The sequence below is a fragment of the Lysobacter sp. DMC104 genome, from assembly GCF_056313665.1.
In genome coordinates this window covers 162,954-185,643 of the sequence record NZ_JBQUZW010000005.1, presented here as the reverse complement: position 1 = coordinate 185,643, position 22,690 = coordinate 162,954, and the positions used below count along the sequence as shown (strand labels likewise).

The following is a 22,690-nucleotide window of genomic DNA, read 5'->3' as shown; positions in this document are numbered from 1 at the left end:
AACGCCGCGTCAGAACGGCCCGCGCGAGGCGATGTCGTCGAACACGCGTTGCAGTTCGGCGAGGCGGCGGTCGTAGCTGCGGGTCAGGCAGGCGACGTCGGCGCCGCAGCGGCGGCGCTGCTTCAGCCACGCGACCTGCGCATCCTGCAGTGCGCCGCGGCCGCCCATCGCCAGCAGGTGGCCTTCGAGTTCGCACATCGTCGCCATGCGCACGTCGGCATCCTCGAGCGCACGATGGCGGCAGATGGCTTTCTCGTCGGCGGCGCGCGCCTTCGCGCAGTCGAAGCTGGCGGCGTGCGGGGCGACGGGTGCGAGGAAGACGAACGCGAGTGCGCAGAAACGGCGCATGGGCGACTCCGAGGCGATGAAGACGCGTGGAGTGTAGGCGCGGGGATGTCGTCGCGGATGAATGCGTGGCCCGCTTGGCGATGCGCACGACGCGCATCGCGATCTGCGTGATGCGGAAGCCCGAGGCTTATTCGTCGTCCGGCGGTGGCGGCGTGACCGCTTCGGGATCGACCGCGAGCTTGCCGGCGATCAGCACGGCCTGGGTGCGGTTGCTGGCGCCGAGCTTGCGCAGGATCGCGGTCATGTGCGCCTTGATCGTGGCTTCGGAGACGCCGAGTTCGTAGGCGATCTGCTTGTTGAGCAGGCCGTCGCCGAGCATCTGCAGCACGCGGAACTGTTGCGGCGTGAGTTCGCGCACGCGCGCCGCGGCGTCGTGTTCGTCCGCGGCGGCGGCCGGCGCCTTCAGCGCGGCGGCGGGTGCCCAGCGGTCGCCGGCCAGCACGGTGTCGACGGCTTCGCCCAGGGTCGCGGCATCGGCGGACTTCGGCAGGAAACCGACGGCGCCGTGGTCCAGCGCGCGACGCATCACCGGGGGTTCCTCGCGTGCGGACACCACCATCACCGGCAATTGCGGGTAGTGCGCGCGCAGGTGCACCAGCGCGCTGAAACCGTGCGCGCCGGGCATGTTGAGGTCGAGCAGCAGCAGGTCGGCGTCGGGTTCGCGTTCGACCAGCGCGTACAGCGCGTCGACGCTGTCGGCTTCGTGCAGCTGCGCGCCGGGCAGCGCGCGCGACACCGCGCCGCGCAGGGCTTCGCGGAACAGCGGGTGATCGTCGGCGACCAGAATCGTGGGCATGGCGGGCGGCACGGCGAGGGCGGCCCGCCCAAGGTAACGCAGACCGGCGGCCGGCTCCAATGGCGGCCGCCGGTTCATTGCAGCGGCGTCACTTGACCAGCCGCTCCTCGACCAGCGACTTCACCACCGACGGGTCGGCCAGGGTCGAGGTGTCGCCGAGCTGGTCCGGCGCATTTTCGGCGATCTTGCGCAGGATGCGGCGCATGATCTTGCCCGATCGCGTCTTGGGCAGGCCCGGCGCCCACTGCACGAAGTCGGGCGTGGCGATCGGTCCGATCTCCTTGCGCACGTGCGCCACCAGCGCCTTGCGCAGCTCTTCGGTCTGGGTTTCGCCGGCCACCAGCGTGACGTAGGCGTAGATGCCCTGGCCCTTGATGTCGTGCGGGAAGCCGACGACCGCGGCCTCGGCCACCTTCGGATGCGACACCAGCGCGCTTTCGACCTCGGCGGTGCCGATGCGGTGGCCGCTGACGTTGATCACGTCGTCGACGCGGCCGGTGATCCAGTAGTAGCCATCCTCGTCGCGGCGGCAGCCGTCGCCGGTGAAGTAGCTACCCGGATAGGTGCGGAAATACGTGTCGATGAAGCGCGGGTGGTCGCCGTAGACGGTGCGCATCTGGCCGGGCCAGGAATCCAGCAGAACGAGGTTGCCCTCGGTCGCGCCTTCCAGATGTTCGCCGTTGGCGTCGACCAGCGCGGGGCGCACGCCCGGCAGCGGCAGCGTGGCCGAGCCGGGCTTGAGGTCGGTGGCGCCGGGCAGCGGCGAGATGAGGATGCCGCCGGTTTCGGTCTGCCACCACGTGTCGACGATCGGGCAGCGGCCGTCGCCGACGATGTCGTGGTACCAGCGCCAGGCTTCGGGGTTGATCGGCTCGCCGACGCTGCCGAGCAGGCGGATCGACGCGCGCGAGGTCTTCTTCACCGGCGCCTCGCCTTCGCGCATCAGCGCACGGATCGCGGTCGGTGCGGTGTAGAAGATCGTGACCTGGTGCTTGTCGACCACTTCCCAGAAGCGCGACACGCTGGGGTAGTTCGGCACGCCCTCGAACACGACCGAGGTCGCGCCGTTGGCCAGCGGGCCGTAGGCGATGTAGCTGTGGCCGGTGACCCAGCCGACGTCGGCGGTGCACCAGTAGACGTCGTCCTCGCGCAGGTCGAACACGGCCTCGTGGGTGAAGCTGGCCCACACCAGGTAACCGCCGGTGGTGTGCAGCACGCCCTTGGGTTTGCCGGTACTGCCGGAGGTGTAGAGGATGAACAGCGGGTCTTCCGCGTTCATGCGCTCGGGTTCGCACTCGGCGGGTTGTTCGTCGACCACCGCGTCGTACCAGCGGTCGCGCGGCATCTGCATCTCGACCGCGCCGCCGGTGTGGCGCAGCACCAGCACGGTGTCGACCGAATCGGTGCCGGCCATCTTCAGCGCGGCGTTGACGTTCTCCTTCAGCGGCACCGACTTGCCGCCGCGCAGGCCTTCGTCCGCGGTGATGACGATGCGGCTGCCGCAGTCGGCGATGCGGTCGGCGATCGAATGCGGCGAGAAGCCGCCGAACACCACCGAGTGGATCGCGCCGATGCGCGCGCAGGCCTGCATCGCGACCACCGCCTCGGGGATCATCGGCAGGTAGATGGTGATGCGGTCGCCCTTCTTCGCGCCGAGCGCACGCAGCGCGTTCGCGAGCTTGCACACGCGTGCGTGCAGTTCGCGGTAGGTGATGCGTTCGGCGGGCTTCGCCGGATCGTCGGGTTCGTAGATCAGCGCGACCTTGTCGCCGCGCGTGGCGAGGTGGCGATCGAGGCAGTTGACGCTGACGTTGAGCTCGCCGTCCTCGAACCAGCGGATGCGGAAGTCGTCGAGCGCGTAGCTCACGTTCTTCATCTTCGTCGGCGCGCGATACCAGTCCAGGCGCTGCGCGATGCGGCCCCAGTAGCCTTCCGGATCGTCGATCGCGGCGGCGTAGTCGCGTGCGTAGTCTTCGCGTCCGATCCTGGCCTGCGCCGCGAATGCGTCGGGCACCGGATAGACGGACGGGGCGTTGTCGGTCTGCGACATGGGGAGTTCCTCCGCGGGGGATGCAATGGACACAGTGTGCCGCAAACCCGTTGTTTTGCAGTGCAACATGACGTTTAGACCATGGTCGCAAAATGCCGGGAATGCCCGTGCGCTTCGACCAATGGCGAATAGGCGGGGCCGGTGGTGGGGCACAGGCTGCGACCACTTCGCACCGTTACGTGCCCTCGGGAGGGGCCCGCCATGAACCATCGACTGCAATCCAGGAGGCCGTTGACGCTGTCGCTGATGGTCTGTCTGCTCGCGCCGGGGCTCGCCCTCGCGCAGGCATCCACGCCACGCGAACAGGCGCTCGAAGCGCGCGTGGCCGAGCTCGAGAAGATCGTGCAGCAGCTCGCTGCGCAGCAACAGGCACAGGCCGCGCAGACGGCCGCGCCCGCTGCCGCGCCGGCGCCGGCCGACAACAAGCCGAAGATCCAGAGCACGCCGATCATGACCGCGGCCAACGCCGGCACGCGCTTCTCGTTCGGCGGCTTCGTCAAGCTCGACGCGATGATCACCAACACCAGCGACGGCGAGATCGCCGACGGCAGTGTCGGTCGCCTGTTCTACGTGCCGTCGACCATTCCGGTCGGTGCGCCGGGCGCGAACGAAGGCACCGACACCGACATGGGCGCGCAGTTCTCGCGCTTCTGGTTCGCGGCCGATACCGACCTGGAATCCGGGGACAAGCTCAAGGGCTACCTCGAGATGGACATGTTCGGTGGCGGCAACATCAACGGCAACGAGGTGTCGACCAACACCTACGGCGTGAGCCTGCGCCAGGCCTACGTGAACTGGACCCGCCCGGACGGCAGCAGCGTGCTCGCCGGCCAGACGTGGTCGAACTTCCAGGACGTGGCCGCGCTGCCGGATGCGATCGACTTCGTCGGCCCGACCGAGGGCACGATCTTCGTGCGCCAGGCCCAGGTGCGCTACACCAAGGGCGCGTGGTCGTTCTCGCTGGAGAATCCCGAAACCACGATCACCCCGTACCACAACGTCGGCGCGCGCATCAGCAGCGACGACAACAACGTGCCCGACCTCACCGTGCGCTGGCAAAAGAAGGGCGACTGGGGCTACGTGTCGGTCGCCGGCATGGTGCGCCAGTTCGCGTACGAGAACCCGGCCGCCGGCATCGACGACACCGCCACCGGCGGCGCGCTGAGCGTGTCCGGCCGCTTCAACATCGGCAAGAACGACGACATCCGCTACATGGCGACGTACGGCAAGGGCATCGGCCGCTACCTCGGCCTGGGCATCGCCAGCGACACCGTGCTCGATGCCGGCGGCAGCCTGGAGGCGATCGACGGCTACGGCGGTTTCGCCGCCTGGCGCCACGCGTTCTCGCCGAAGCTGCGCAGCAACCTGTTCTACTCGGCCGCTGCCTTCGACAACGACACCGCGCTCACCGGCGTCGCCGTCACCAAGGGCGCCGAGTCGTTCCACGCCAACCTGATCTACTCGCCGGTGCCGAAGCTCGACATCGGTGCCGAGCTGATCTGGGGCCGTCGCACGCTGGAGAACGATCTCGATGGCGACCTGAATCGCCTGCACACCCACGTCAAGTACAGCTTCTGACCGGAGAACGCACCATGTCCAGCACCACCGCACCAGGCGTTCCCGCGACGGGAGCGCTCACCGGCGCCCACAAGAAGGTCATCTTCGCCTCGAGTCTCGGGACGGTCTTCGAGTGGTACGACTTCTACCTCTACGGGTCGCTCGCCGCGCTCATCGGCAAGCACTTCTTCACCGGCCTCAACGACACCAGCCAGTTCATCTTCGCGCTGCTCGCCTTCGCGGCCGGCTTCGCGGTGCGTCCGTTCGGCGCGCTGGTGTTCGGCCGCCTCGGCGACATGATCGGCCGCAAGTACACGTTCCTGGTCACGATCGTGATCATGGGCCTGTCGACGTTCCTCGTCGGCGTGCTGCCGAGCTACGACACCATCGGCATCGCCGCGCCGGTCGCGCTGATCTCGCTGCGCCTGCTGCAGGGCCTCGCGCTCGGCGGCGAGTACGGCGGTGCCGCGACCTACGTCGCCGAGCACGCGCCGCACGGCAAGCGCGGCCTGTACACCAGCTTCATCCAGACCACCGCGACGCTGGGCCTGTTCCTGTCGCTGCTGGTGATCTGGGCGTGCCGCAACTACCTCGGCAAGGAAACCTTCGAGGACTGGGGCTGGCGCGTGCCGTTCATCGTGTCGGTGGCGCTGCTGGGCGTGTCGGTGTGGATCCGCATGCAGCTGCACGAGTCGCCGCTGTTCCAGCAGATGAAGGCCGAAGGCAAGCAGTCGAAGGCGCCGATCACCGAGAGCTTCTTCTCGCGCAACGGCAAGATCGCGCTGCTGGCGCTGCTCGGCGCCACTGCCGGCCAGGCCGTGGTCTGGTACACGGGCCAGTTCTACGCGCTGTTCTTCCTGACCAAGACGCTCAGCGTCGACCCGAACACGGCCGACATCCTGATCGCGATCGCGCTGGCCATCGCCACCGGCGGCTTCATCTTCTTCGGCTGGCTGTCGGACAAGATCGGCCGCAAGAAGATCATCATGGCCGGCTGCCTGATCGCCGCGCTGACCTACTTCCCGGTGTTCAAGGGCCTGATGCACGCCGCCAACCCGGCGCTGGAGCAGGCCGTGGCCAGCGCTCCGGCCACGGTGAAGGCCGACCGCAGCCGCTGCGCGCTGCAGTTCGACCCGGTGGGCAAGAAGACCTTCAAGCAGTCGTGCGACATCATCACCTCGGCGCTGGCGAAGAAGGGCATCCCGTACACGATCGTCGACGGCCCGGCGGGCAGCATCGCCGAGGTCAAGATCGGTGCCGCCACCCTGCCGAGCTTCGAAGGCGAGTCGCTGGACAAGGACGCCTTCAAGGCGCAGTCCGAAGCGTTCGGCAAGGCGCTGGGTGATGCGCTGAAGGCCGCCGGCTATCCGGCCAAGGCCGACGACGCGCAGATGAACAAGCCGATGGTGATCGCGCTGCTGACCTACCTCGTGCTGCTGGTGACGATGGTCTACGGCCCGATCGCGGCGTGGCTGGTGGAGCTGTTCCCCACCCGCATCCGCTACACCTCGATGTCGCTGCCGTACCACATCGGCAACGGCTGGTTCGGCGGGTTCCTGCCGTTCATCGCCTTCACCATCGTGGCCGCCACCGGCGACATCTTCAGCGGCCTGTGGTACCCGATCAGCATCGCGGTGATGACCGCCGTCATCGGCTCGCTGTTCCTGCGCGAGACCAAGGACGTCGACATCACCCAGTGACGCGATCCCTGCCCGTCACCCGTGCAGTGAAGACGCCGGCGCAAGCCGGCGTCTTCGTGTGGGCAGGCATCACGGCGCGGCGTCGAGCAGTACCGCGCCCCAAGGGTTGTCCACGGCGATCCGCCATTGCCCGTCGGCCTGACGATGCAGCACGTCCGCCGAGTGGCCATCGAGTACGACCGGGGCGCCGGTCGCGTCGACGCCGGTCATGCGCCATGCGCTCTGGTAGAGCGCGATGTCGTCGCCCTGCAGGACGATCTCGGACAACGTGGCCAGCGTCGGCTGCATCGCGAGCATGCCGTCGAGCGCGGCGCGGCGAGTGTCCGCGGTGTGGAACAGCTGCCCCGGCGCGGCCGCGAAGACCGCATCGGGTGCGTAGCAGGCGCATGCGGCGTCGAGATCGCCGCGGTTCATGGCATCGACCAGGGTGCGCACGGTGGCGCGCGGGGAGGAAAAAGGCATGGCATGGGGCCTCGGTGCAAGGAAGCGCCATTGCACCAGCCCCTGACGACAGACTTTGTCAGCAGGCGTTGCGGTCGTCGCGTCAGGCCGCTTCCCGCTTCGGCGCCACCAGCCGCGAGGCGATGATCCCGACTTCGTACAGCAGGTACATCGGGATCGCCAGCATCAGCTGCGACACGGCATCCGGGGGCGTGATCACCGCGGCCACCACGACGATGCCGATCAGCGCGTAGCCGCGCCACTGCGACAGCTGCTGCGGCGTGACCAGGCCCAGCATCACCAGGATCACCAGCGCCACCGGCAGTTCGAAGCTCACGCCGAAGGCGAAGAACAGCACGATCACGAAGTCGAGGTACTTCACCGGGTCCGGCGTGATCTTGATGATGTCCGGTGCGAACGAGGTGAGGAACCGGAACGCGCCGCGCAGCACGACGAAATAGGCGAACGCGCAGCCGGCGTAGAACAGCAGCAGTGACGACACCAGGATCGGCAGCGCCATGCGCTTCTCGCTGCGGTACAGTCCCGGCGCCACGAACGCCCACGCCTGGTACAGCAGCCACGGCATGGTCGCGAACACGGCGATGAAGAAGTCCAGCTTCATCAGCGCCATGAACGAGGACATCACCTCGTACGCATTCAGGGTGGCGCCCGCCGGCAGCACCGCCAGCATCGGGTGCGCCAGCCAGGTGAACAGCTGCTTGGAGAACGGCACCAGCGCGAAGAAGACCACCAGCACCGCGGCAAGGCCGCGGATCAGCCGCGCCCGCAGTTCGATGAGATGGCTGAGCAGGCTGCCCTCGGCGCCGCCGTCAGCGTCGGTCATCGGGTTCCCCGGCAGCGGTATTGGCGGCGGTGTCGGCAGCGGGTTCGGGCAGCGATGGGGCGGGCGCCTGCGCGTCGGCCGTGGCTTGGCGCAGCTGCGCCTGCATGGCCTCGAACTCGCGCCGGGCATCGTCCGAAGCGGTGCGCATGCCGGCGTCGAGGTCGTTCATCGTCTGCCGGGTGTCGTGCAGTGTGCGCTTGAGTTCCTCGGCCGCCAGTTCGCGCTCCAGCTCCGACTTCACCGAGTACCACTGTGCGCGGGCACGGCGCACCCACAGCCCGGCGAATCGGGCGGCCTTGGGCATGCGTTCGGGACCGAGCACCACGAGGGCGACGATCCCGATCACCACGAGTTCGGAGAAGCCGATGTCGAACATGACGGACGGCCGCGATGGCCGGGTCTTGCAGTGCGGTCAGCGGGCGACGTGGTCGTCGTTGCGCTGGGCGTCGCCGGCGGACTCGCGCTGCGACTGGTCCTTCAGCTGCGCGGGCTTGTCGTCCTCGCCCTGCACGCCCTTCTTGAATTCGTTGACTGCCTTGCCGAGGTCCTTGGCGCCGCTGGTCAGGCGCTTGGTGCCGAACACCAGCAGCACGATGACCAGAACGATGATCCAGTGCGTGAGGCTCATGCCGCCCATGGGAGTGCTCGCTGGAAAAGGAAGAACAGACGTGCAGGATACCGCATTGCCGCCGGCGGGCTCAGGGCGTGGCCGGCAGGGCCTCGACCTTGGCCGGGTTTTCCACCGGCTTGCCGTCCGCCGGCTGCGGTTGCGGCGACGCGCTGGCGGCCGGTGCGCTGGCGGCCGCCGGTTCCGCCGGCTGGCGGGCGGCGCGCGCGGCCGAACTGGCCTGCACGAGACGGTCGCGGAAGGCCGCCACAGCGGCCGAGGGCGCCTGCGCGGCGCGGTCCTCGAAGATCATCCGCGGCGTGGTGTCCTGGCCGTAGACGGCCTCGTCGGCGGCATCGTCGATGCTCAGCACCGCACCGTCGAGGGCGACGCCGGCGAACAGGCCGCGGGCACGCGACCACGACCAGATCTCGGCCTTCATCTGCCCGTCGGTGAGGGCCGCGGCCTGGCGGCCGACCGGGCCGGCGGCGACGCCGGCATCGGCGCCGAGGGTGAACTTGCCGTTGACGATCGAATCCAGCCCGTGCTGGCTGCGGAACACCAGCACCACGTCGGACGACTGCACGCCGACCTGCAGGCCGATGCTGCCGCCGGTGAGCTTCACGAACACCGGGTTCGACCAGTCGCCGTCGGCGGTGCGCATCGACAGCAGGCCGTGGCCGCGGCGGCCGCCGAGCACCAGGCCGGCCTTGATGGTGTCGGGCACGATGACGATCGCCTTGGCTTCGTCGAGCAGCTTGTCGGGGATGGCGGATTCGGGGATCGCCTGGATCTCGCTCAGCACGCGCGCGGCGTTGTCGGCCTGGGCATCCTCGCGGGGGCCGGCGTGGGCGGGAGCCGCCACGGCGAGCGAGACGGCGAGGGACAGGGCGGCGAAGCGCGCGGTCGACATGGGCGGGGATTCTCGTGCGGGGGTGCGCCGAGCGTAATGCGGCCGGCATGAACCGCGCCAGTCTCCGCTGACGCCCACCGGCGCAGCTGTCATCCTATGGCGATGACGCCACCCGTTTCCGATGTCCTCCCCATCGATGGTTCCGCGCCCGGAACCGCCGTCCTGCTGGTCAACCTCGGCACGCCCGATGCGCCCACCGCGCCGGCGGTGCGCCGCTACCTGGCCGAATTCCTCCACGACCACCGCGTGGTGGCGCTGAGCCGCTGGCTCTGGTGCCCGCTGCTGCACTTCATCATCCTGCCGATCCGCGGACCGAAGGTCGCGCACAAGTACGCCGAGATCTGGATGGACGGCGGCTCGCCGCTGGCGGTGCACACCGCCGCGCTGGCCGAGGCCATGCAGGCGCGCCTGCCCGACCTGCGCGTGGCCTGGGCGATGCGCTACGGCAAGCCGGCGATGGCCGACGTGGTCGCCGGCCTGCGCGCCGAAGGCGTGCGCCGCGTCGTGGTGCTGCCGCTGTATCCGCAGTACTCGACCACGACCACGGCATCGGTGGAGGACGTGGTCGCGCGTCTCGCCCGCGAGGCCGACGATGCGATGACCTTCCAGACGATCGCGGACTACCACGTCGACCCGGCCTGGGTGGCCGCGGTCGCCGGTTCGATCCGCGAACACTGGGCCGAACATGGCCGCGCCGATCGCCTGCTGTTCTCGTTCCACGGCATCCCGCAGCGGCTGGCCGACGCCGGTGATCCCTATGCCGTGCATTGCCGCGCCGGTACCGAGGCGATCGTGACGGCGCTGGCCGCGGACGCCGGCTTCGATGCCGCGCAGGCCGTGCAGACCTTCCAGTCGCGCTTCGGCCGCGAACCGTGGCTGCAGCCCTACACCGACGAGACGTTGAAGGCGCTGGCGGCGCAGGGCGTGAAGACGATCGACGTCGTCTGCCCGGGCTTCGCGGTCGACTGCCTGGAGACGCTGGAGGAGATCTCGCTGCAGAACGCGGCGCTGTTCCGCGAGGCCGGCGGCGAGGCGCTGCGCTACATCCCCTGCCTCAATGCCTCCGACGCGCATGCCGATGCGCTGGCGGCGCTGGCGCGGCGCACCGTGGACGGTGTCGGTCGATGAGTGGCGGCCTGCGCGAATTCGAACTGGAGACCGCGCGCGGCCGTTTCGCCGGCCTGCGCAACGACGGCGACGGCGGCGCGCGGTTGCTGGCGCTGCACGGCTGGCTCGACAACGCCGCCAGCTTCGTCCCGATGGCGCCGCATCTCGCCGGGTACGACCTGGTCGCGCTGGACCTGCCCGGCAGCGGCCGCAGCTTCCACTATCCCGAACACGCCGAGTACAGCCTGTTCAGCACGCTGCTGGACATCCTCGCGGCCGCCGACGCGCTGGGTTGGGACCGGTTCGCGGTGCTGGCGCATTCGATGGGCGGCGCGATCGCCAGCCTGCTGGCGGCCGTCGCGCCCGGGCGCGTCGAGCGCCTGCACCTGATCGAGGCGCTGGGCCCGCTGTCGGGCACCGAGGACACCACCGCCGAACGCCTGCGCGATGCGGTGGTGAAGCGCCGTGCGCTGGACGGCAAACGCAAGCGGGTGTTCACGGATCCCGGCCTGGCGGTGCAGGCGCGGATGCAGAACAACATCACCGAACTGGACGAAGCGTCGGCGCAGCTGCTGGTCGCGCGCGGCATGCGCCCGGTCGACGGTGGCCTCGAATGGAGCAGCGACGCGCGCCTGACCGTGCCCACCGCGATGCGCATGACCGAGCCGCAGGTGCGCGACTGCCTGCGCGCGATCACGTGCCCGGTGCGGCTCGTCGTCGCCGATCCCTCGCCGCCGTATTTCCCGCCGGGCCTGCGCGAAGGCCGCCTCGCCTGCGTCGCGGACATCCGCTGCACGCCGATCGTCGGCAGCCATCACCTGCACATGACGCATCCGGCCGAAGTCGTGGCGGCGCTGGAACTGTGAGGCGCCGGACCTGCGCTGTCTCCCCGGCGCGGTAGAGCGGCCTTTAGGCCGCTGCTTTTCGAGATGAAGCCAAACGCAGCGGCCTGGTGTTCAACAGCCGAATGGCTGGTCAGGCCGCTCTACCAGAGCATCTTGGCCGGCAGCAGTTCGCTCAGCGCACCAGCGCCAGCAGCTGCGCCTTCAGCGCGCGACCGTGTTCGCGGAACCAGTCGCGCTGTTCGCGCCAGCCCGGGAAGCGGGCTTCGACCTCGGCCCAGTAGGCCGGCGAGTGGTCGTGGTGGATCAGGTGGCACAGCTCGTGCACCAGCACGTACTCGAACGCCTCCGGCGGTGCCAGCACCAGCGACAGGTCCAGCGAGACCGTGCCGTCGGGCGCCAGCGAGCCCCACTGCGAACTCATGATCTTGAACTGCACGCGGCGCGGTTCGCGCGCCACGGTCGGCAGCCAGCGCGGCAGCCAGCGGCCGACGTCGGCGCGGGCCTCGGCCTCGTAGAAATCGCGCAGTGCGCGATGCAGTGCGGCATCGCCGGCGCGTGCGGCGACGTTGAAGACCAGCGTGTCGTCCTCGCGACGCACCGCGGTGAAGCGGCCCGGGGCCCAGCGCAGCGGCATCGCCGCGCCGCGCAGCGGCAGGGCGTTGGTCTCGTCGCGACGCAGCGCGATGTGGCCGATGCCGTGCAGCCGTGCGAGCTGTGCATCCAGCCATTCGCCGTGTTCGGCCAGGAAGCGGTCCGCGGCGCCGAGGCTGGCGCGCTCGGGCACGGTCAGGCGCACGCCGCGTTCGCTCACCGACAGCTTGATCCGGCGCGCGCGCGGATCGCGCACGCGCAGCACGTCGACGGCGCGACCGTCCTCGAAGCGGAACGGCACGACATCGCGCTGCTGCGTGCGGGCGGCACGCGCAGGCGCACGTGCGGGGGAAGCATCGTCCCGCCATCGGAATCGGAAAGGCATTGCGACATGCTACCCGCAGCGTCATGCGCTGCGGAAGGGGACGAACGTCGGAGGCGTCGATCGGACTCGATCCGACGCGACGCGTTTCGACGTCGCTCGACGCGCTTCAGTCCGCCTTCGAGAGTTTCAGCACCGGTTCGAGGGTGAGGAACAGCCGGCGCACTTCGGCGCTGAACAGCGCGAAGCGCGCGTCGAGCTCGGCGCGCAGGTCGTCGCGCTCGGTGGATTCGAGCTGGTCGACGGCGCCGTCGAGGAACTTCAGCTTGCGCACGATCAGGTCCTCGCCCAGCACGAAACCGAGATGGTCGTCGAGGGTCAGTGCCAGGCGTGTGACCTGCTTCCCGGCTTCCAGATGCTTGGCGATCTCGTCGCATTGCAGCTCCTGGTGCTGGCATTTGACGATCGCGCCGTGGTCGACCGGATCGCGCAGTTCGCATTCGTCGCCCAGCGACAGGCCCGCGGGCAGCGGGTCGCCGGCGATCCAGCCGGTGAGGATCGAACGCGGCGCGACTTCCGCGTTCAGCGGCAGCGCCGGGAAGCTGCCCAGCGCCTGGCGCACGTCGGACACCACCGCTTCGCCGCTCTTGCGCGAGGAGGTGTCGACGGCGATGAAGCCGTTGGCGAGATCGATCAGGGCGTCGGTGCGGCCGGGCTTCACGAACGCGCGCGGCAGCAGTTCGTGGACCAGGTCTTCCTTCAGCCGCTTGCGCGCGCGGCCGCCGAGGCGGCGGCCTTCCTTCTCCTCGATCTCCGCCAGCTTCTTCTGCAGCAGGTCGTTGACCACCGAGCCCGGGAGGATCTTGTCCTCGCTGCCGGCGGCCAGCCAGATCGACTCGCCGATGCGATGCGACAGTGCTTCCTCGTTGCGGCCGAACGGCGAGATGAAGCCGCGCGAGGAGAGTTCGAGCGCGCCGACCGGCTTGAGTGCGCATTCGACGAGGCCGGCGTCGAGGTCGTCGACGTTGAGCGAGGCGGGGAAGCGGAAGAACGTGAGGTTGCGGAAGAACATCGGGAATCCGGAAAGAGTGGGGGTCGTGTCGTCCCGCGGCCGGATGGCTTCGGGATTCGCTGCGGGAAAACGGGGAGGACGCAGCGGGTCCCTCGCTGTGCCCGGGAGGACACCATCAGGGCATCGCGGTGTCGCCGGGCCCCTCGTTCGCGTCGGTGTCGTTCGCGCCTCCCAGCCACGCATGCGCATCCGGCAGCGCGCCGTCGCCGCGCTTGCCCAGCGCGAGGAAGTCGAACAGTTTGGGGTCGCTGAGCTGCGACGGGCGGATGTCGCCCAGCGCGCGGGCGATCTGTTCGATGCGGCCGGGCGTCTCGCGTTCCCAGGCATCGAGCATCTTCTTCACCTGCTTGCGTTGCAGGTTCTCCTGCGAGCCGCAGAGGTTGCAGGGGATGATCGGGAAGCCGCGGGCCTCGGCGTAGGCGGCGATGTCGTCCTCGCGGGCGTAGGCCAGCGGGCGGATCACCACGTGCTTGCCGTCGTCGCTCAGCAGCTTCGGCGGCATGCCGCTGATCTTCGAGTGGAAGAACAGGTTGAGGAAGAACGTCGCCACGAGGTCGTCGCGATGGTGGCCCAGCGCGATCTTGGTGAAGCCCTGTTCCTCGGCGAAGGTGTACAGCGCGCCGCGGCGCAGCCGCGAGCACAGCGAGCACATCGTCTTGCCCTCGGGCACCACGCGGGTGACGACCGAGTAGGTGTCCTGTTCGAGGATGCGGAAGTCGACGCCGATCGACGTCAGGTAGTCCGGCAGCACGTGCTCGGGAAAGCCCGGCTGCTTCTGGTCGAGGTTCACCGCGGTGATCGAGAACGACACCGGCGCCTTCTTCTGCAATTGCAGCAGGATGTCCAGCAGCGTGTAGCTGTCCTTGCCGCCGGAGAGGCAGACCATGACCTTGTCGCCGTCCTCGATCATGCCGAAGTCGGCGATCGCGCGGCCGACCTGGTGGCGCAGGCGTTTGGCGAGCTTGTTGGCCTCGTGCGCGACGCGGCGCGAGGCCGGCGGCAAGGGGTCCGGCAGGGGCAGGGTCGTGTTCATGCGAAGGCACAGCGTGGGCCGCGCATTCTAGCCCCGAAGCGATGGCGCATCGGGCAGCGCGCAGGACGTCCGCGCAGGCTGCAAGGGCGCGCGTCGCGGCGAACTTTGTAACGCATTGATTCCAATGGGCGAAGGCGGTTGGCACGCGGTGTGCAGTCATCACCCTGCCGATGCGATCCGTCGGCATTCCCCCGCAATGGAGTTCGCACATGCAACGCAACCGCATGCCTCCCGTTCCGAAGCTGGCCCTGATCGCACTGCCGTTCGCGCTGGCGCTGTCCGCGCCGCTGGCGATGGCGCAGGGCAGCCTCGGCGACCAGGCCAAGGCCGATGCTTCCGCGTCCGAGCAGCCGGTCACCGACAGCTGGATCACCACCAAGGTGAAGGCCGATCTGCTGATCACCGAAGAGACCAAGGGCCTCGACATCAATGTCAGCACGCAGAACGGCGTCGTCACGCTGGCCGGCCGTCTCGACAGCCAGGCCCAGGTCGACAAGGCCGCCGCCGTCGCCCGTGCCATCAAGGGCGTGAAATCGGTCGACACCACCACGCTGACGGTCAAGCCGAAGGGCTGAGCGACCGCGGCGTCTCCCGCCGGTCCGCCGATCCCTGTCCCGGCCGCCGGCACCCGCGCGGGACCGTCGCGTCCACGCGGCTCCCCCGCAACACCTTTCTCCGAATCCCCCGAGGAGTGACGCAATGAACACCGACATCATCAAGGGCAAGTGGAAGCAGCTCAACGGCCGCATCAAGCAGCAGTGGGGCAAGCTGACCGACGACGACCTGACCGTCCTCGAAGGCAGCCGCGAATACCTCGCCGGCAAGGTCCAGGAGCGCTACGGCGTCACCAGGGACATCGCCGAGCAGCAGGTGAAGGACTTCGAGAAGAACCTCCACTGATTCCGTCCCGCCGCGTCCGCGCCCGTGCAGGCGCGCCGCGGTCCGTGCCGCCCGCCGCTTCCCCCCGCCGTGCGGCGGCACGCCTCCCGTCGTTCTCCCGGACCGGTCTCCGATCCCCGGCCGGGAGGGCGGCCTCTCTCTCCCCCCGAGTGTGGCGCTCCAGGTCGCGCGCTCCGATCCCTCCCGCCAGCCTCTCCCTCCAGTCCCGGTGGCTCCGGGCTTTGCCGCTCCGCGTCTCCCCGCGCGGGGCGGTTTCTTTGTGAGGAAGGGTCCGGATGGCGTCGTGCGCAATGCACGATGCCGTGCGCGGCGACGTGCGAAGCGCACGATCCCGGAGCGGCGAACATCGAGAAATCAAGGGTTTGCGCCGTGGCATGCGTCTTGCAATCGCATTGCCCACCACGCGAAAGGGTCGCGTGGCGTTCCCGAGGATCCCCCATGCCCGCTGCCGTCAGCACGCCCGTCCGCCCGCTTCCCATGTCCCCCGTCGCCATCCTCGGCAGCAGCCTGCCGCCGGCGACCGGCGCCGATATAGTGGGATCGTCCTCCGCCGATGCCCGCGCCGTGCCGAAGTCCGACACCAAGCCCGCCGGTCGCATCCTCGCGATCGACGACGACAGCCGCCAGCTGCAGAACTTCTCGATGGCGCTGAGCCGCCACGGTTACAGCGTGGAGACTGCCGACAGCCTGGCCGAGGGCCTGCGCCTGGCCGCGACCCGGCCGTTCCAGGTCTGTCTGCTCGACCACAACATCGGTTACGACTCCGGCATCGACGCCCTGCCGCGCCTGGCCGAGCTGGCGCCGCAGATGCGCGTGGTGATGGTGACCGCCAACGCTGGCGTCGAGGACGCGGTGCGCGCGATCTCGCTGGGCGCGGCCGACTATCTGGTCAAGCCGTGCTCGCCCGAACAGCTGCGGATCGCGGTCGCCCGCCAGATCGAGACCCGGCGGATGCTCGATCGCATCGACAGCCTGGAGCGCGAGGTCGGCCGCACCATGCCGTCCGAGTTGACCAGCCGCAATCCGGCGATGCAGGCCGCCATCGACATGGCCCTGCAAGTCGCGCGCACCGACGCCAACCTGCTGATCCTCGGCGAGAGCGGCACCGGCAAGGGCGTGCTCGCCCGCGCCGTGCACCGCGGCAGCAGCCGCGCGTCGGCCGAGTTCGTCACCGTCAACTGCCCGTCGCTGTCGGCGGAGCTGATGGAGAGCGAGCTGTTCGGCCATTCCAAGGGTTCGTTCACCGGTGCGGTGCAGAGCACCGTCGGCCGCATCACCCATGCCGACGGCGGCACGGTGTTCCTGGACGAGATCGGCGACTTCCCGCTGTCGCTGCAGCCCAAGCTGCTGCGCTTCATCCAGGACAAGGAATACGAGCGCGTCGGCGATCCGGCCACGCGCAAGGCCGACGTGCGCATCGTCGCCGCGACCAACCGCGACCTGGAGGCGATGGTCCGCGACAACCAGTTCCGCCTCGACCTGCTGTACCGGCTCAACGTCATCGCCATCACCCTGCCGCCGCTGCGCGAACGCCAGGAAGATCTCGAAGACCTCGCCAACGCCTTCGTCCGCCGCTACGCCGCCGACTACGGCCTGCCGGCGCGCCGGCTGTCGCCGTCGGCGCTGTCGAAGCTGCGCACCTATGCGTGGCCGGGCAACGTGCGCGAGCTGCAGAACATGATGGAGCGCGCGGTGATCCTGTCCCGCGGCGAGGAGATCGGCCCCGACCAGCTGGCGTTCAACAGCGGCCAGCGCGCGGACGTGCAGCCGGGCACGCTGATGTCGCTGCAGGAGCTCGAACGCCTGCACATCGAACGCATCCTCGCGGTCAGCGAAAGCCTGGACGCCGCCGCGCGCACGCTCGGCATCGATGCGTCGACGCTGTACCGCAAACGCAAGCTCTACGGCTTCTGATCCCGCGCGTGGCGGGCCCGGGCCCTCGTGCCCGGGCCTTTCGCGTCCCTGCCGCGCCGTCGCAACACAAGATGAAGTTCCGCATGACCGATTCCCGAGACACGCCTTCCGAGGATTTCGCCGCGACGCCGCTGGGCGACGGGCTGAGCCTCGTCGCCTGGATCTTCCTGCTGGTCGCCCTCGGGGCAGGCGCCGGCGTGCTGTTCGCGCCCGACGACTGGTACGACGCGCTGCTGAAACCGACGTTCAACCCGCCGTCGGCGGTGTTCGGCCCGGTGTGGACGGTGCTGTATGCCCTGATGGCGGTGGCGCTGTGGCTGGTCCGTCGCCATCGCGACGCCGACGACCGGCCGCTGCGCCGGCGCGCCACGCAGCTGTTCGCGATCCAGCTGGTGCTCAACCTGGTGTGGACGCCGCTGTTCTTCGGTCTGCACAGCCCCGCGCTGGCGTTCCTCGACATCTGCCTGCTGTGGCTGGCGCTGCTGGCGACGACGCTCGCCTTCGGCCGGGTGCGCCCGGTGGCGGGCTACCTGCTGCTGCCCTACATGCTGTGGGTGTCGTTCGCGCTGGTGCTGAACGGTACCATCTGGCTGATGAACGCCTGAGTCGCCGGGCCGGCGGAGTTCCGGCAGACATCGCCCCACGGGTCCCGCGCCGATGCCGCTTACCCGCGTCAGCCAGTTCCGCAACCGCGCCAACATCGGACTGCTCGCCCTGGCCTTCGGGGTGATCCTGGTCACCTCGTTCGTGTCGGTGAAGTCCATCGACGAACTGCGCACGTCGATCTCGTGGATCAGCCACACCGTGCAGGTCAAGGACCGCCTCGCCGTGCTGCAGAACGCGATGGGCGGGATGGAGGCCGATGGCCTGCGCTACCTGATCGTCGGCGACGACGGGCACCTGGAGGGCATGCAGCGGCATCTCGACGAGATCCGCGACGGCATCCGCCAGCTGAAGGGCATGACCACCGACAATCCGGCGCACCAGCGTGCGCTGGCCGGGCTGTCGGACGACTACGCCCTGCTGGTGCAGCGCGCCGAAGCCTCGGTCGCGATCAAGCGCGCCGACATGCGCCGGGGCGACGAGCTGGCGGCGATCCGCCGCATCCGCGACGGCAAGGGCGAGGCCATCGTCGACCGCATGCGCGCCCGGATCGAGGAGATGGCGGCGCAGGAGGACCGGCTGCTGGTCCAGCGCCGCATCGAGCGCGATTCGCTGGTCAAGCAGACCAACGCCACCCTGCTCATCGCCAACGGCCTGGCGCTGTTCGCCGGCCTGCTGGGCTTCTTCGCGCTGCGCCGCGCCCAGCGCGAGGCCGAGAACACGCTGCTGGTCGAGCTGCATGCCGCGCAGGCGCGCCGCGCCAGCGAGGAAAAGAGCGCCTTCCTCGCCAGCATGAGCCACGAGATCCGCACGCCGATGAATGCGATCTTCGGCTTCGCGCAGTTGCTCGCCGACCAGGTGCGCGAACCGCTGCACCGCGAGTGGGTGGCCTCGATCCGCAAGAGCGGGCAGATGCTGCTGGCGCTGATCAACGACGTGCTGGACCTGTCGAAGATCGAGGCCGGGAAGCTGCAGCTCAATCCGCAGGGCACCGACATCGCCGAACTGACCGGCGAGATCGTCGCGTTGTTCGAGCCGATGGCCGAGGCCAAGCGCCTCTCGTTGCGCAGCGAGATCGACGAGACCGAACTGGTGCCGGTGGCGATCGATGCGCATCGCCTGCGCCAGATCCTGATGAACCTGATCAGCAACGCGGTGAAGTACACCGAGCGCGGCGAAGTGGTGGTGTCGGTGGCGATGCGGCCCGCGCCGCTGGGCGATGGCCGTGACCTGCGGCTGACAGTGCGCGACACCGGCACCGGCATCGCGGCGGACGCGCAGGCGCAGATCTTCGAGCCGTTCTTCCAGGCCGACAGCCCCGACGGCCGGCATCGCCAGGGCACCGGCCTGGGCCTGAGCATCACCCGCCGCCTCGTCGACCTGATGCACGGCAACATCCAGCTGAGCAGCCGGGTCGGCGAAGGCTCGACCTTCCAGGTCACGTTGCCCGACCTGCCGCAGGCGATGCCCGTCGCCGCGACCGGTGCCGGCGACGGCGACGAGCGCGCGGATTTCGATCGCCTCCCGCCGCTGCGCATCCTGATCGTCGACGACGTCGAGTGGAACATCGAGGTCGCCCGCGGCTACCTGCACGGCAGCCGCCACGTCGTCGCGGTGGCGCGCGACGGCGAACAGGCGGTGGCGATGGCGCAGAGCTTCCGGCCCGACGCGGTGATGATGGACCTGCGCATGCCGCGCATGAACGGCTATCGCGCGACGGAGGCGATCCGCGAGCATCCGGCGCTGAAACACGTGCGGGTGATCGCGGTCACCGCGTCCAGCCTGGTCGACGAACACGGTCCGCAGAGCGTTCCGTTCGACGGCTACATCCGCAAGCCGTATGCGCCGACCGAACTGCTGAACGTGCTGCTGTCGCTGTTCGGCGAGGCCGTGGCCGCGCAGACCGAAGTCCCGGCCCTCGCCGCGGCTGGCGGTGCCGGGCACGGGGCCGCCGCGCGCGACGTCGCGCTGGCCGAATGGCGCACCATCCGCGCGATGTCGCTGGACCCGCTGCGGCGGCGCATGCGCATCCGCGAGATCGGCGAATTCTCGCGCCGGCTCGATGTCCTCGCCGAGGACATCGGCGATGCCGTGCTCGCCGAGGAAGCGCGGCGCCTGCACCTGGCCGTGCAGCGTTTCGACGCGCACCAGATGAAGGCGGTGCTCGACCGCCTGGCCGGCGACGCCGGCGAGATCGCACAGGAGATGCCCGAAGATGCCTAACAGGTTCCAGTCGCCGGTGACGCTGCCGGTGGTGATGGTGGTGGACGACCAGAGCGCGAACGTGCAGGTCGTCGGCCAGTTGCTGACGCACGCCGACTACGACGTGGTGCCGGTGCTGGACGGCCGCGAGGCGCTGGCGCTGGCCGAACGCAGCCCACCCGACCTCGTGCTGCTGGACATGCGCATGCCCGGGCTCGACGGCTTCGCGGTGCTCGAAGGATTGCAGGCGATGCCGCAGACGCGCGAGGTGCCGGTGGTGTTCCTCACCGCCGACCACGAGCGCGACAGCCTGGTGCGCGCGTTCTCCTCCGGCGCCGTCGACTACATCACCAAGCCTTTCATCGCCGAGGAACTGCTGGCGCGGGTGCGCACGCACCTCGACCTCAAGCGTTCGCGCGAACGCCTCGCGCGCGTCGCCGAGGAGCGCCAGCGCATGGCCGAGATCGTCAGCCATGACCTGCGCAACCACTTCGGCAACATCCTGTTCTCGGCGGACATGCTGCGCGAGGACGGCCTGCCCGAGGACGCGCGCCGCGCGCTGGCGGCGTCGATCCGCGAATCCGCCGACGCCGGTGTGCTGTTCCTGCAGGCGTTCCTGGAGCAGCAGCACGACCAGGCGCACGGCGTGCCGGTGAAGCCGATGCAGGCGACCGAACTGGCCGGCCGCGCGATCCACCTGCTCGCCGCGCAGGCCGCGCACAAGCGCATCGCGCTGCAACTGGTGCAGGAGGATCCCGACCTGCTGGTGATGGCCGAGGAAGCCGGCGCGGGCCACGTGCTGCAGAACCTGCTGTCCAACGCCATCAAGTATTCGCCGCACGACAGCCAGGTCGCGGTGTCGGTGGCGCGGCGCGGCAAGTTCGGCGCGCTGGCCGTGCACGATCGCGGCCCCGGCATTTCGGCGAAGGATCGCGAGAACCTGTTCAAGCGCTTCGTGCGCCTGTCGTCGAAACCCACCGGCGGCGAAAGCGCCACCGGTCTGGGGCTGGCGCTGGCGAAGCAGCGTGCGCGGACGATGGGCGGCGACCTCTGGTACGAGGATCGTCCCGGCGGCGGCGCCACGTTCGTGTTCGAGCTGGCGCTGGCCTGAGCCGGACGCGTCGTCGCCGCGGCGGCGACGTTCGCATGCACCATCACGACAACGCCCCGCGCGATGCGATCGCGCGGGGCGTTGCATATTCGCTCTGCGTGCAGTGCGCCGGTCAGACCGCGGGTCGGCGACGACCGAAGATCAGCGACACCACGAACAGCACCAGGAACACGAAGAACAGGATCTTGGCGATGCCGGCGGCGGCACCGGCGATGCCGCCGAAGCCGAGCACGGCGGCGACCAGGGCGACGATCAGGAAGACGAGCGCGTAGTACAGCATGACGATTCTCCTCGGGGGCGGATGCGGGTCCGCGATCGCGGACGCACCGGGAGAACATCAAATCGCGTGCCAGTCGCGCCGCGCCGGTGAACCGGTGGCAACGTCCGTGTTTTCAGCAGTTTGCGACAGGTGCGGTGGTGGCGGTGCGCGCTTGCCGCATGCGTGCCGGACCGTGCAGGCCGCGCGATCTGCACGCGGCCGTGCGCGATGCAACGTCGCCGGTGCCGCCGGCGATGTTGCGGCGGCCTGTTTCCCCGCGAATTCGCGTGGTTACGGATGGCACGCTATTTGATGGAGGGAATGCGTGCCCGCCCCTCCGTCCCGCGAGGAACCCGCCATGCCCGCTTCCCTCGTCAGCACGTCCCTCGTCCGCATGTCCCCCGGTCGCCTGTCCCGCCGTCGTCGCCGTCGCCTGCGGACGATGGTCGCGTTGCTGGCGGTCTGGGCCGTTCTGTTCGGCTGGGCGCTGGCGTCGGCGGTCCGCCACGACCGTGCCGCCGAGGCGCACGGCGTCGCGGCGGCGGCGATCGGTCCGGTGACCCCGCGCGCGGCCTGGTTCGCCGACGACGTGTCCGACTACGACGACGGCAGCCCCGCGCCCGCCTCCGCGGGCGAGCCGGAGATCTCGGTCGACACCGAAGGCGCGCTGGCCGACTGGCAGCACGTGTCCGACGCTGCGCTCTACGTCGGCGACCGCTGATCCGGTGCCCCCGCGCCCGCCCGGCGGTGGGGCGCGTCGTGGCGGCGATGTTAAGCTGCCGCGCATGAGCCGCCTCTCCGACCCCGCCGAACTCGCCCGCCTGGTGCAGCGGCTGGGCGAGCTGCGCCAGGAGCATCGTGACCTCGATCTCGCCATCGAGCGCCTGCACGAGAACATCGCCGCCGACGAACTGGCGATCAAGCGCCTGAAGAAGCGCAAGCTGCAGCTGAAGGATTCGATCGCGCGGATGGAATCGGCGCTGATCCCGGACGAACCGGCGTAAGCGATCGCAGCGCGACGGTCGCGTTATTGCTGCGGGCCTCAGCCCGACTGCGACACTTCCGCGACGGTGATCGTGAAGAACTCGACCTTGCCGCAGGCTGCGCCGGTGCAGGCGTAGGCGTCGAGCGACGTGCGGTCGATCAGGCGTTCGCCCAGCTGGCCGTCGATGAGCGGCACCATGCGGTTGCCGTCCTGGAAGCGCAGCCGGCCCAGCGGCTGCATCGCGGCGCCGCAACGGGTGCAGCGCAGGTCGCGGGCCTCGGGCGTGTCGTCGTCCACCAGCAGGCCGTCGTCGGCCACGACCGCGGCGTCCGTGCCGTCGGCTTCGGCGGCGAGCGCCAGACCGCAGTTCCAGCAGATGCCGTACACCGAATCGTTGTCTTCGCCGCAGCTGGCGCAGTTCCAGATGGCCATGACGGTGGGTCCTCGCAGGTCGCCCGCCAGCATACCCGCGCCGTTCGCCGCCATCCGG

At 69.6% G+C, this 22,690-nt stretch carries 25 protein-coding genes; 12 read left to right on the top strand and 13 right to left on the bottom strand.

Annotated elements, in window-relative coordinates:
- Positions 1-9: 9 nt before the first annotated feature.
- The 3 genes from ACT53R_RS08935 to acs all read right to left on the bottom strand — a co-directional run bounded on the left by ACT53R_RS08935 (position 10) and on the right by acs (position 3,194).
- Positions 10-348 (bottom strand): lysozyme inhibitor LprI family protein, encoded by a 339-nt coding sequence (locus ACT53R_RS08935; protein ID WP_476171513.1) that lies wholly within the window; start codon positions 346-348, stop codon positions 10-12.
- A gap of 127 nt (positions 349-475) precedes the next feature.
- On the bottom strand, positions 476-1,144 hold the full coding sequence (locus tag ACT53R_RS08930) for a response regulator transcription factor (protein WP_476171512.1): 669 nt from the start codon (positions 1,142-1,144) through the stop codon (positions 476-478).
- Positions 1,145-1,232: 88 nt separating this feature from the next.
- Positions 1,233-3,194, bottom strand: a complete 1,962-nt coding sequence (acs, locus tag ACT53R_RS08925) for an acetate--CoA ligase (protein ID WP_476171511.1) — start codon at positions 3,192-3,194, stop codon at positions 1,233-1,235.
- A gap of 201 nt (positions 3,195-3,395) precedes the next feature.
- On the opposite strand from acs, the gene ACT53R_RS08920 reads away from it, so the two are divergent.
- On the top strand, positions 3,396-4,772 hold the full coding sequence (locus ACT53R_RS08920) for a DcaP family trimeric outer membrane transporter (RefSeq protein WP_476171510.1): 1,377 nt from the start codon (positions 3,396-3,398) through the stop codon (positions 4,770-4,772).
- Between the two features lie 14 nt (positions 4,773-4,786).
- Complete coding sequence (locus ACT53R_RS08915) at positions 4,787-6,451, top strand: MFS transporter (RefSeq protein WP_476171509.1); 1,665 nt, start codon at positions 4,787-4,789, stop codon at positions 6,449-6,451.
- 69 nt (positions 6,452-6,520) lie between these two features.
- Here ACT53R_RS08915 and ACT53R_RS08910 read toward each other — a convergent pair whose 3' ends face one another.
- The 5 genes from ACT53R_RS08910 to ACT53R_RS08890 form a co-directional block, all read right to left on the bottom strand.
- Entirely contained in the window at positions 6,521-6,913 is a 393-nt protein-coding gene (locus ACT53R_RS08910) for a YybH family protein (protein WP_476171508.1), read from the bottom strand.
- A gap of 82 nt (positions 6,914-6,995) precedes the next feature.
- Positions 6,996-7,736, bottom strand: a complete 741-nt coding sequence (gene tatC / locus ACT53R_RS08905; RefSeq protein ID WP_476171507.1) for a twin-arginine translocase subunit TatC — start codon at positions 7,734-7,736, stop codon at positions 6,996-6,998.
- Positions 7,723-8,112, bottom strand: coding sequence for a Sec-independent protein translocase protein TatB (gene tatB, locus ACT53R_RS08900; RefSeq protein WP_476171506.1), 390 nt, complete (start codon positions 8,110-8,112; stop codon positions 7,723-7,725). The genes tatC and tatB overlap by 14 nt, the downstream gene beginning before the upstream one ends.
- A gap of 36 nt (positions 8,113-8,148) precedes the next feature.
- On the bottom strand, positions 8,149-8,373 hold the full coding sequence (tatA, locus tag ACT53R_RS08895) for a twin-arginine translocase TatA/TatE family subunit (protein WP_476171505.1): 225 nt from the start codon (positions 8,371-8,373) through the stop codon (positions 8,149-8,151).
- Between the two features lie 61 nt (positions 8,374-8,434).
- Complete coding sequence (locus ACT53R_RS08890) at positions 8,435-9,256, bottom strand: lipid-binding SYLF domain-containing protein (protein WP_476171504.1); 822 nt, start codon at positions 9,254-9,256, stop codon at positions 8,435-8,437.
- Positions 9,257-9,358: 102 nt separating this feature from the next.
- Between ACT53R_RS08890 and hemH the strand changes: the two genes are divergently transcribed.
- Both hemH and ACT53R_RS08880 read left to right on the top strand, forming a co-directional pair.
- Positions 9,359-10,384 (top strand): ferrochelatase, encoded by a 1,026-nt coding sequence (hemH, locus tag ACT53R_RS08885; RefSeq protein WP_476171503.1) that lies wholly within the window; start codon positions 9,359-9,361, stop codon positions 10,382-10,384.
- Positions 10,381-11,229: an alpha/beta fold hydrolase gene (locus tag ACT53R_RS08880; RefSeq protein ID WP_476171502.1), complete on the top strand. Its 849-nt coding sequence runs from the start codon at positions 10,381-10,383 to the stop codon at positions 11,227-11,229. Before hemH ends, ACT53R_RS08880 begins: the two co-directional genes overlap by 4 nt.
- A 151-nt stretch (positions 11,230-11,380) precedes the next feature.
- Here the strand turns inward: ACT53R_RS08880 and ACT53R_RS08875 are convergent, their stop codons facing one another.
- From ACT53R_RS08875 to ttcA, 3 genes are all read right to left on the bottom strand, one after another.
- Positions 11,381-12,100, bottom strand: coding sequence for a M48 family metallopeptidase (locus ACT53R_RS08875; protein ID WP_476171501.1), 720 nt, complete (start codon positions 12,098-12,100; stop codon positions 11,381-11,383).
- A gap of 190 nt (positions 12,101-12,290) precedes the next feature.
- Complete coding sequence (locus ACT53R_RS08870) at positions 12,291-13,193, bottom strand: recombination-associated protein RdgC (RefSeq protein ID WP_476171500.1); 903 nt, start codon at positions 13,191-13,193, stop codon at positions 12,291-12,293.
- A gap of 115 nt (positions 13,194-13,308) precedes the next feature.
- Complete coding sequence (ttcA, locus tag ACT53R_RS08865; RefSeq protein WP_476171499.1) at positions 13,309-14,226, bottom strand: tRNA 2-thiocytidine(32) synthetase TtcA; 918 nt, start codon at positions 14,224-14,226, stop codon at positions 13,309-13,311.
- Positions 14,227-14,435: 209 nt separating this feature from the next.
- On the opposite strand from ttcA, the gene ACT53R_RS08860 reads away from it, so the two are divergent.
- The 6 genes from ACT53R_RS08860 (at position 14,436) to ACT53R_RS08835 (ending at position 20,956) form a co-directional block, all read left to right on the top strand.
- Positions 14,436-14,801, top strand: a complete 366-nt coding sequence (locus tag ACT53R_RS08860; protein ID WP_476171498.1) for a BON domain-containing protein — start codon at positions 14,436-14,438, stop codon at positions 14,799-14,801.
- Between the two features lie 124 nt (positions 14,802-14,925).
- On the top strand, positions 14,926-15,126 hold the full coding sequence (locus tag ACT53R_RS08855; protein WP_476171497.1) for a CsbD family protein: 201 nt from the start codon (positions 14,926-14,928) through the stop codon (positions 15,124-15,126).
- 477 nt (positions 15,127-15,603) lie between these two features.
- Positions 15,604-17,040, top strand: a complete 1,437-nt coding sequence (locus ACT53R_RS08850; RefSeq protein ID WP_476171496.1) for a sigma-54-dependent transcriptional regulator — start codon at positions 15,604-15,606, stop codon at positions 17,038-17,040.
- Between the two features lie 83 nt (positions 17,041-17,123).
- A complete protein-coding gene (locus ACT53R_RS08845; RefSeq protein WP_476171495.1) occupies positions 17,124-17,645 on the top strand; it encodes a TspO/MBR family protein in 522 nt (173 codons plus the stop codon).
- Positions 17,646-17,697: 52 nt separating this feature from the next.
- A complete protein-coding gene (locus ACT53R_RS08840) occupies positions 17,698-19,866 on the top strand; it encodes an ATP-binding protein (protein ID WP_476171494.1) in 2,169 nt (722 codons plus the stop codon).
- Entirely contained in the window at positions 19,859-20,956 is a 1,098-nt protein-coding gene (locus ACT53R_RS08835; protein WP_476171493.1) for a hybrid sensor histidine kinase/response regulator, read from the top strand. The genes ACT53R_RS08840 and ACT53R_RS08835 overlap by 8 nt, the downstream gene beginning before the upstream one ends.
- Before the next feature lie 112 nt (positions 20,957-21,068).
- Here the strand turns inward: ACT53R_RS08835 and ACT53R_RS08830 are convergent, their stop codons facing one another.
- Complete coding sequence (locus ACT53R_RS08830; RefSeq protein ID WP_476171492.1) at positions 21,069-21,236, bottom strand: DUF1328 family protein; 168 nt, start codon at positions 21,234-21,236, stop codon at positions 21,069-21,071.
- Positions 21,237-21,573: 337 nt separating this feature from the next.
- Here ACT53R_RS08830 and ACT53R_RS08825 point away from each other — a divergent pair, with 337 nt between their 5' ends.
- The gene (locus ACT53R_RS08825) at positions 21,574-21,936 is read left to right on the top strand and encodes a hypothetical protein (RefSeq protein WP_476171491.1); all 363 of its coding nucleotides are present in this window, start codon (positions 21,574-21,576) and stop codon (positions 21,934-21,936) included.
- A gap of 64 nt (positions 21,937-22,000) precedes the next feature.
- Positions 22,001-22,219: a YdcH family protein gene (locus tag ACT53R_RS08820; RefSeq protein WP_476171490.1), complete on the top strand. Its 219-nt coding sequence runs from the start codon at positions 22,001-22,003 to the stop codon at positions 22,217-22,219.
- 38 nt (positions 22,220-22,257) lie between these two features.
- Here ACT53R_RS08820 and ACT53R_RS08815 read toward each other — a convergent pair whose 3' ends face one another.
- Positions 22,258-22,632 carry a hypothetical protein gene (locus ACT53R_RS08815; protein ID WP_476171489.1) on the bottom strand — a complete coding sequence of 125 codons (375 nt, stop codon included), beginning with the start codon at positions 22,630-22,632 and terminating at the stop codon, positions 22,258-22,260.
- Positions 22,633-22,690 lie beyond the last annotated feature (58 nt).

Excerpts from the sequence above, each read along its gene's own strand:
- ACT53R_RS08935 (WP_476171513.1), bottom strand. The coding sequence starts at position 348 with ATGCGCCGTTTCTGCGCACTCGCGTTCGTCTTCCTCGCACCCGTCGCC.
- ACT53R_RS08930 (WP_476171512.1), bottom strand. The coding sequence starts at position 1,144 with ATGCCCACGATTCTGGTCGCCGACGATCACCCGCTGTTCCGCGAAGCC.
- acs (WP_476171511.1), bottom strand. The coding sequence starts at position 3,194 with ATGTCGCAGACCGACAACGCCCCGTCCGTCTATCCGGTGCCCGACGCA.
- ACT53R_RS08920 (WP_476171510.1), top strand. The coding sequence starts at position 3,396 with ATGAACCATCGACTGCAATCCAGGAGGCCGTTGACGCTGTCGCTGATG.
- ACT53R_RS08915 (WP_476171509.1), top strand. The coding sequence starts at position 4,787 with ATGTCCAGCACCACCGCACCAGGCGTTCCCGCGACGGGAGCGCTCACC.
- ACT53R_RS08910 (WP_476171508.1), bottom strand. The coding sequence starts at position 6,913 with ATGCCTTTTTCCTCCCCGCGCGCCACCGTGCGCACCCTGGTCGATGCC.
- tatC (WP_476171507.1), bottom strand. The coding sequence starts at position 7,736 with ATGACCGACGCTGACGGCGGCGCCGAGGGCAGCCTGCTCAGCCATCTC.
- tatB (WP_476171506.1), bottom strand. The coding sequence starts at position 8,112 with ATGTTCGACATCGGCTTCTCCGAACTCGTGGTGATCGGGATCGTCGCC.
- tatA (WP_476171505.1), bottom strand. The coding sequence starts at position 8,373 with ATGGGCGGCATGAGCCTCACGCACTGGATCATCGTTCTGGTCATCGTG.
- ACT53R_RS08890 (WP_476171504.1), bottom strand. The coding sequence starts at position 9,256 with ATGTCGACCGCGCGCTTCGCCGCCCTGTCCCTCGCCGTCTCGCTCGCC.
- hemH (WP_476171503.1), top strand. The coding sequence starts at position 9,359 with ATGACGCCACCCGTTTCCGATGTCCTCCCCATCGATGGTTCCGCGCCC.
- ACT53R_RS08880 (WP_476171502.1), top strand. The coding sequence starts at position 10,381 with ATGAGTGGCGGCCTGCGCGAATTCGAACTGGAGACCGCGCGCGGCCGT.
- ACT53R_RS08870 (WP_476171500.1), bottom strand. The coding sequence starts at position 13,193 with ATGTTCTTCCGCAACCTCACGTTCTTCCGCTTCCCCGCCTCGCTCAAC.
- ttcA (WP_476171499.1), bottom strand. The coding sequence starts at position 14,226 with ATGAACACGACCCTGCCCCTGCCGGACCCCTTGCCGCCGGCCTCGCGC.
- ACT53R_RS08860 (WP_476171498.1), top strand. The coding sequence starts at position 14,436 with ATGCAACGCAACCGCATGCCTCCCGTTCCGAAGCTGGCCCTGATCGCA.
- ACT53R_RS08855 (WP_476171497.1), top strand. The coding sequence starts at position 14,926 with ATGAACACCGACATCATCAAGGGCAAGTGGAAGCAGCTCAACGGCCGC.
- ACT53R_RS08850 (WP_476171496.1), top strand. The coding sequence starts at position 15,604 with ATGTCCCCCGTCGCCATCCTCGGCAGCAGCCTGCCGCCGGCGACCGGC.
- ACT53R_RS08845 (WP_476171495.1), top strand. The coding sequence starts at position 17,124 with ATGACCGATTCCCGAGACACGCCTTCCGAGGATTTCGCCGCGACGCCG.
- ACT53R_RS08840 (WP_476171494.1), top strand. The coding sequence starts at position 17,698 with ATGCCGCTTACCCGCGTCAGCCAGTTCCGCAACCGCGCCAACATCGGA.
- ACT53R_RS08835 (WP_476171493.1), top strand. The coding sequence starts at position 19,859 with ATGCCTAACAGGTTCCAGTCGCCGGTGACGCTGCCGGTGGTGATGGTG.
- ACT53R_RS08830 (WP_476171492.1), bottom strand. The coding sequence starts at position 21,236 with ATGCTGTACTACGCGCTCGTCTTCCTGATCGTCGCCCTGGTCGCCGCC.
- ACT53R_RS08825 (WP_476171491.1), top strand. The coding sequence starts at position 21,574 with ATGCCCGCTTCCCTCGTCAGCACGTCCCTCGTCCGCATGTCCCCCGGT.
- ACT53R_RS08820 (WP_476171490.1), top strand. The coding sequence starts at position 22,001 with ATGAGCCGCCTCTCCGACCCCGCCGAACTCGCCCGCCTGGTGCAGCGG.
- ACT53R_RS08815 (WP_476171489.1), bottom strand. The coding sequence starts at position 22,632 with ATGGCCATCTGGAACTGCGCCAGCTGCGGCGAAGACAACGATTCGGTG.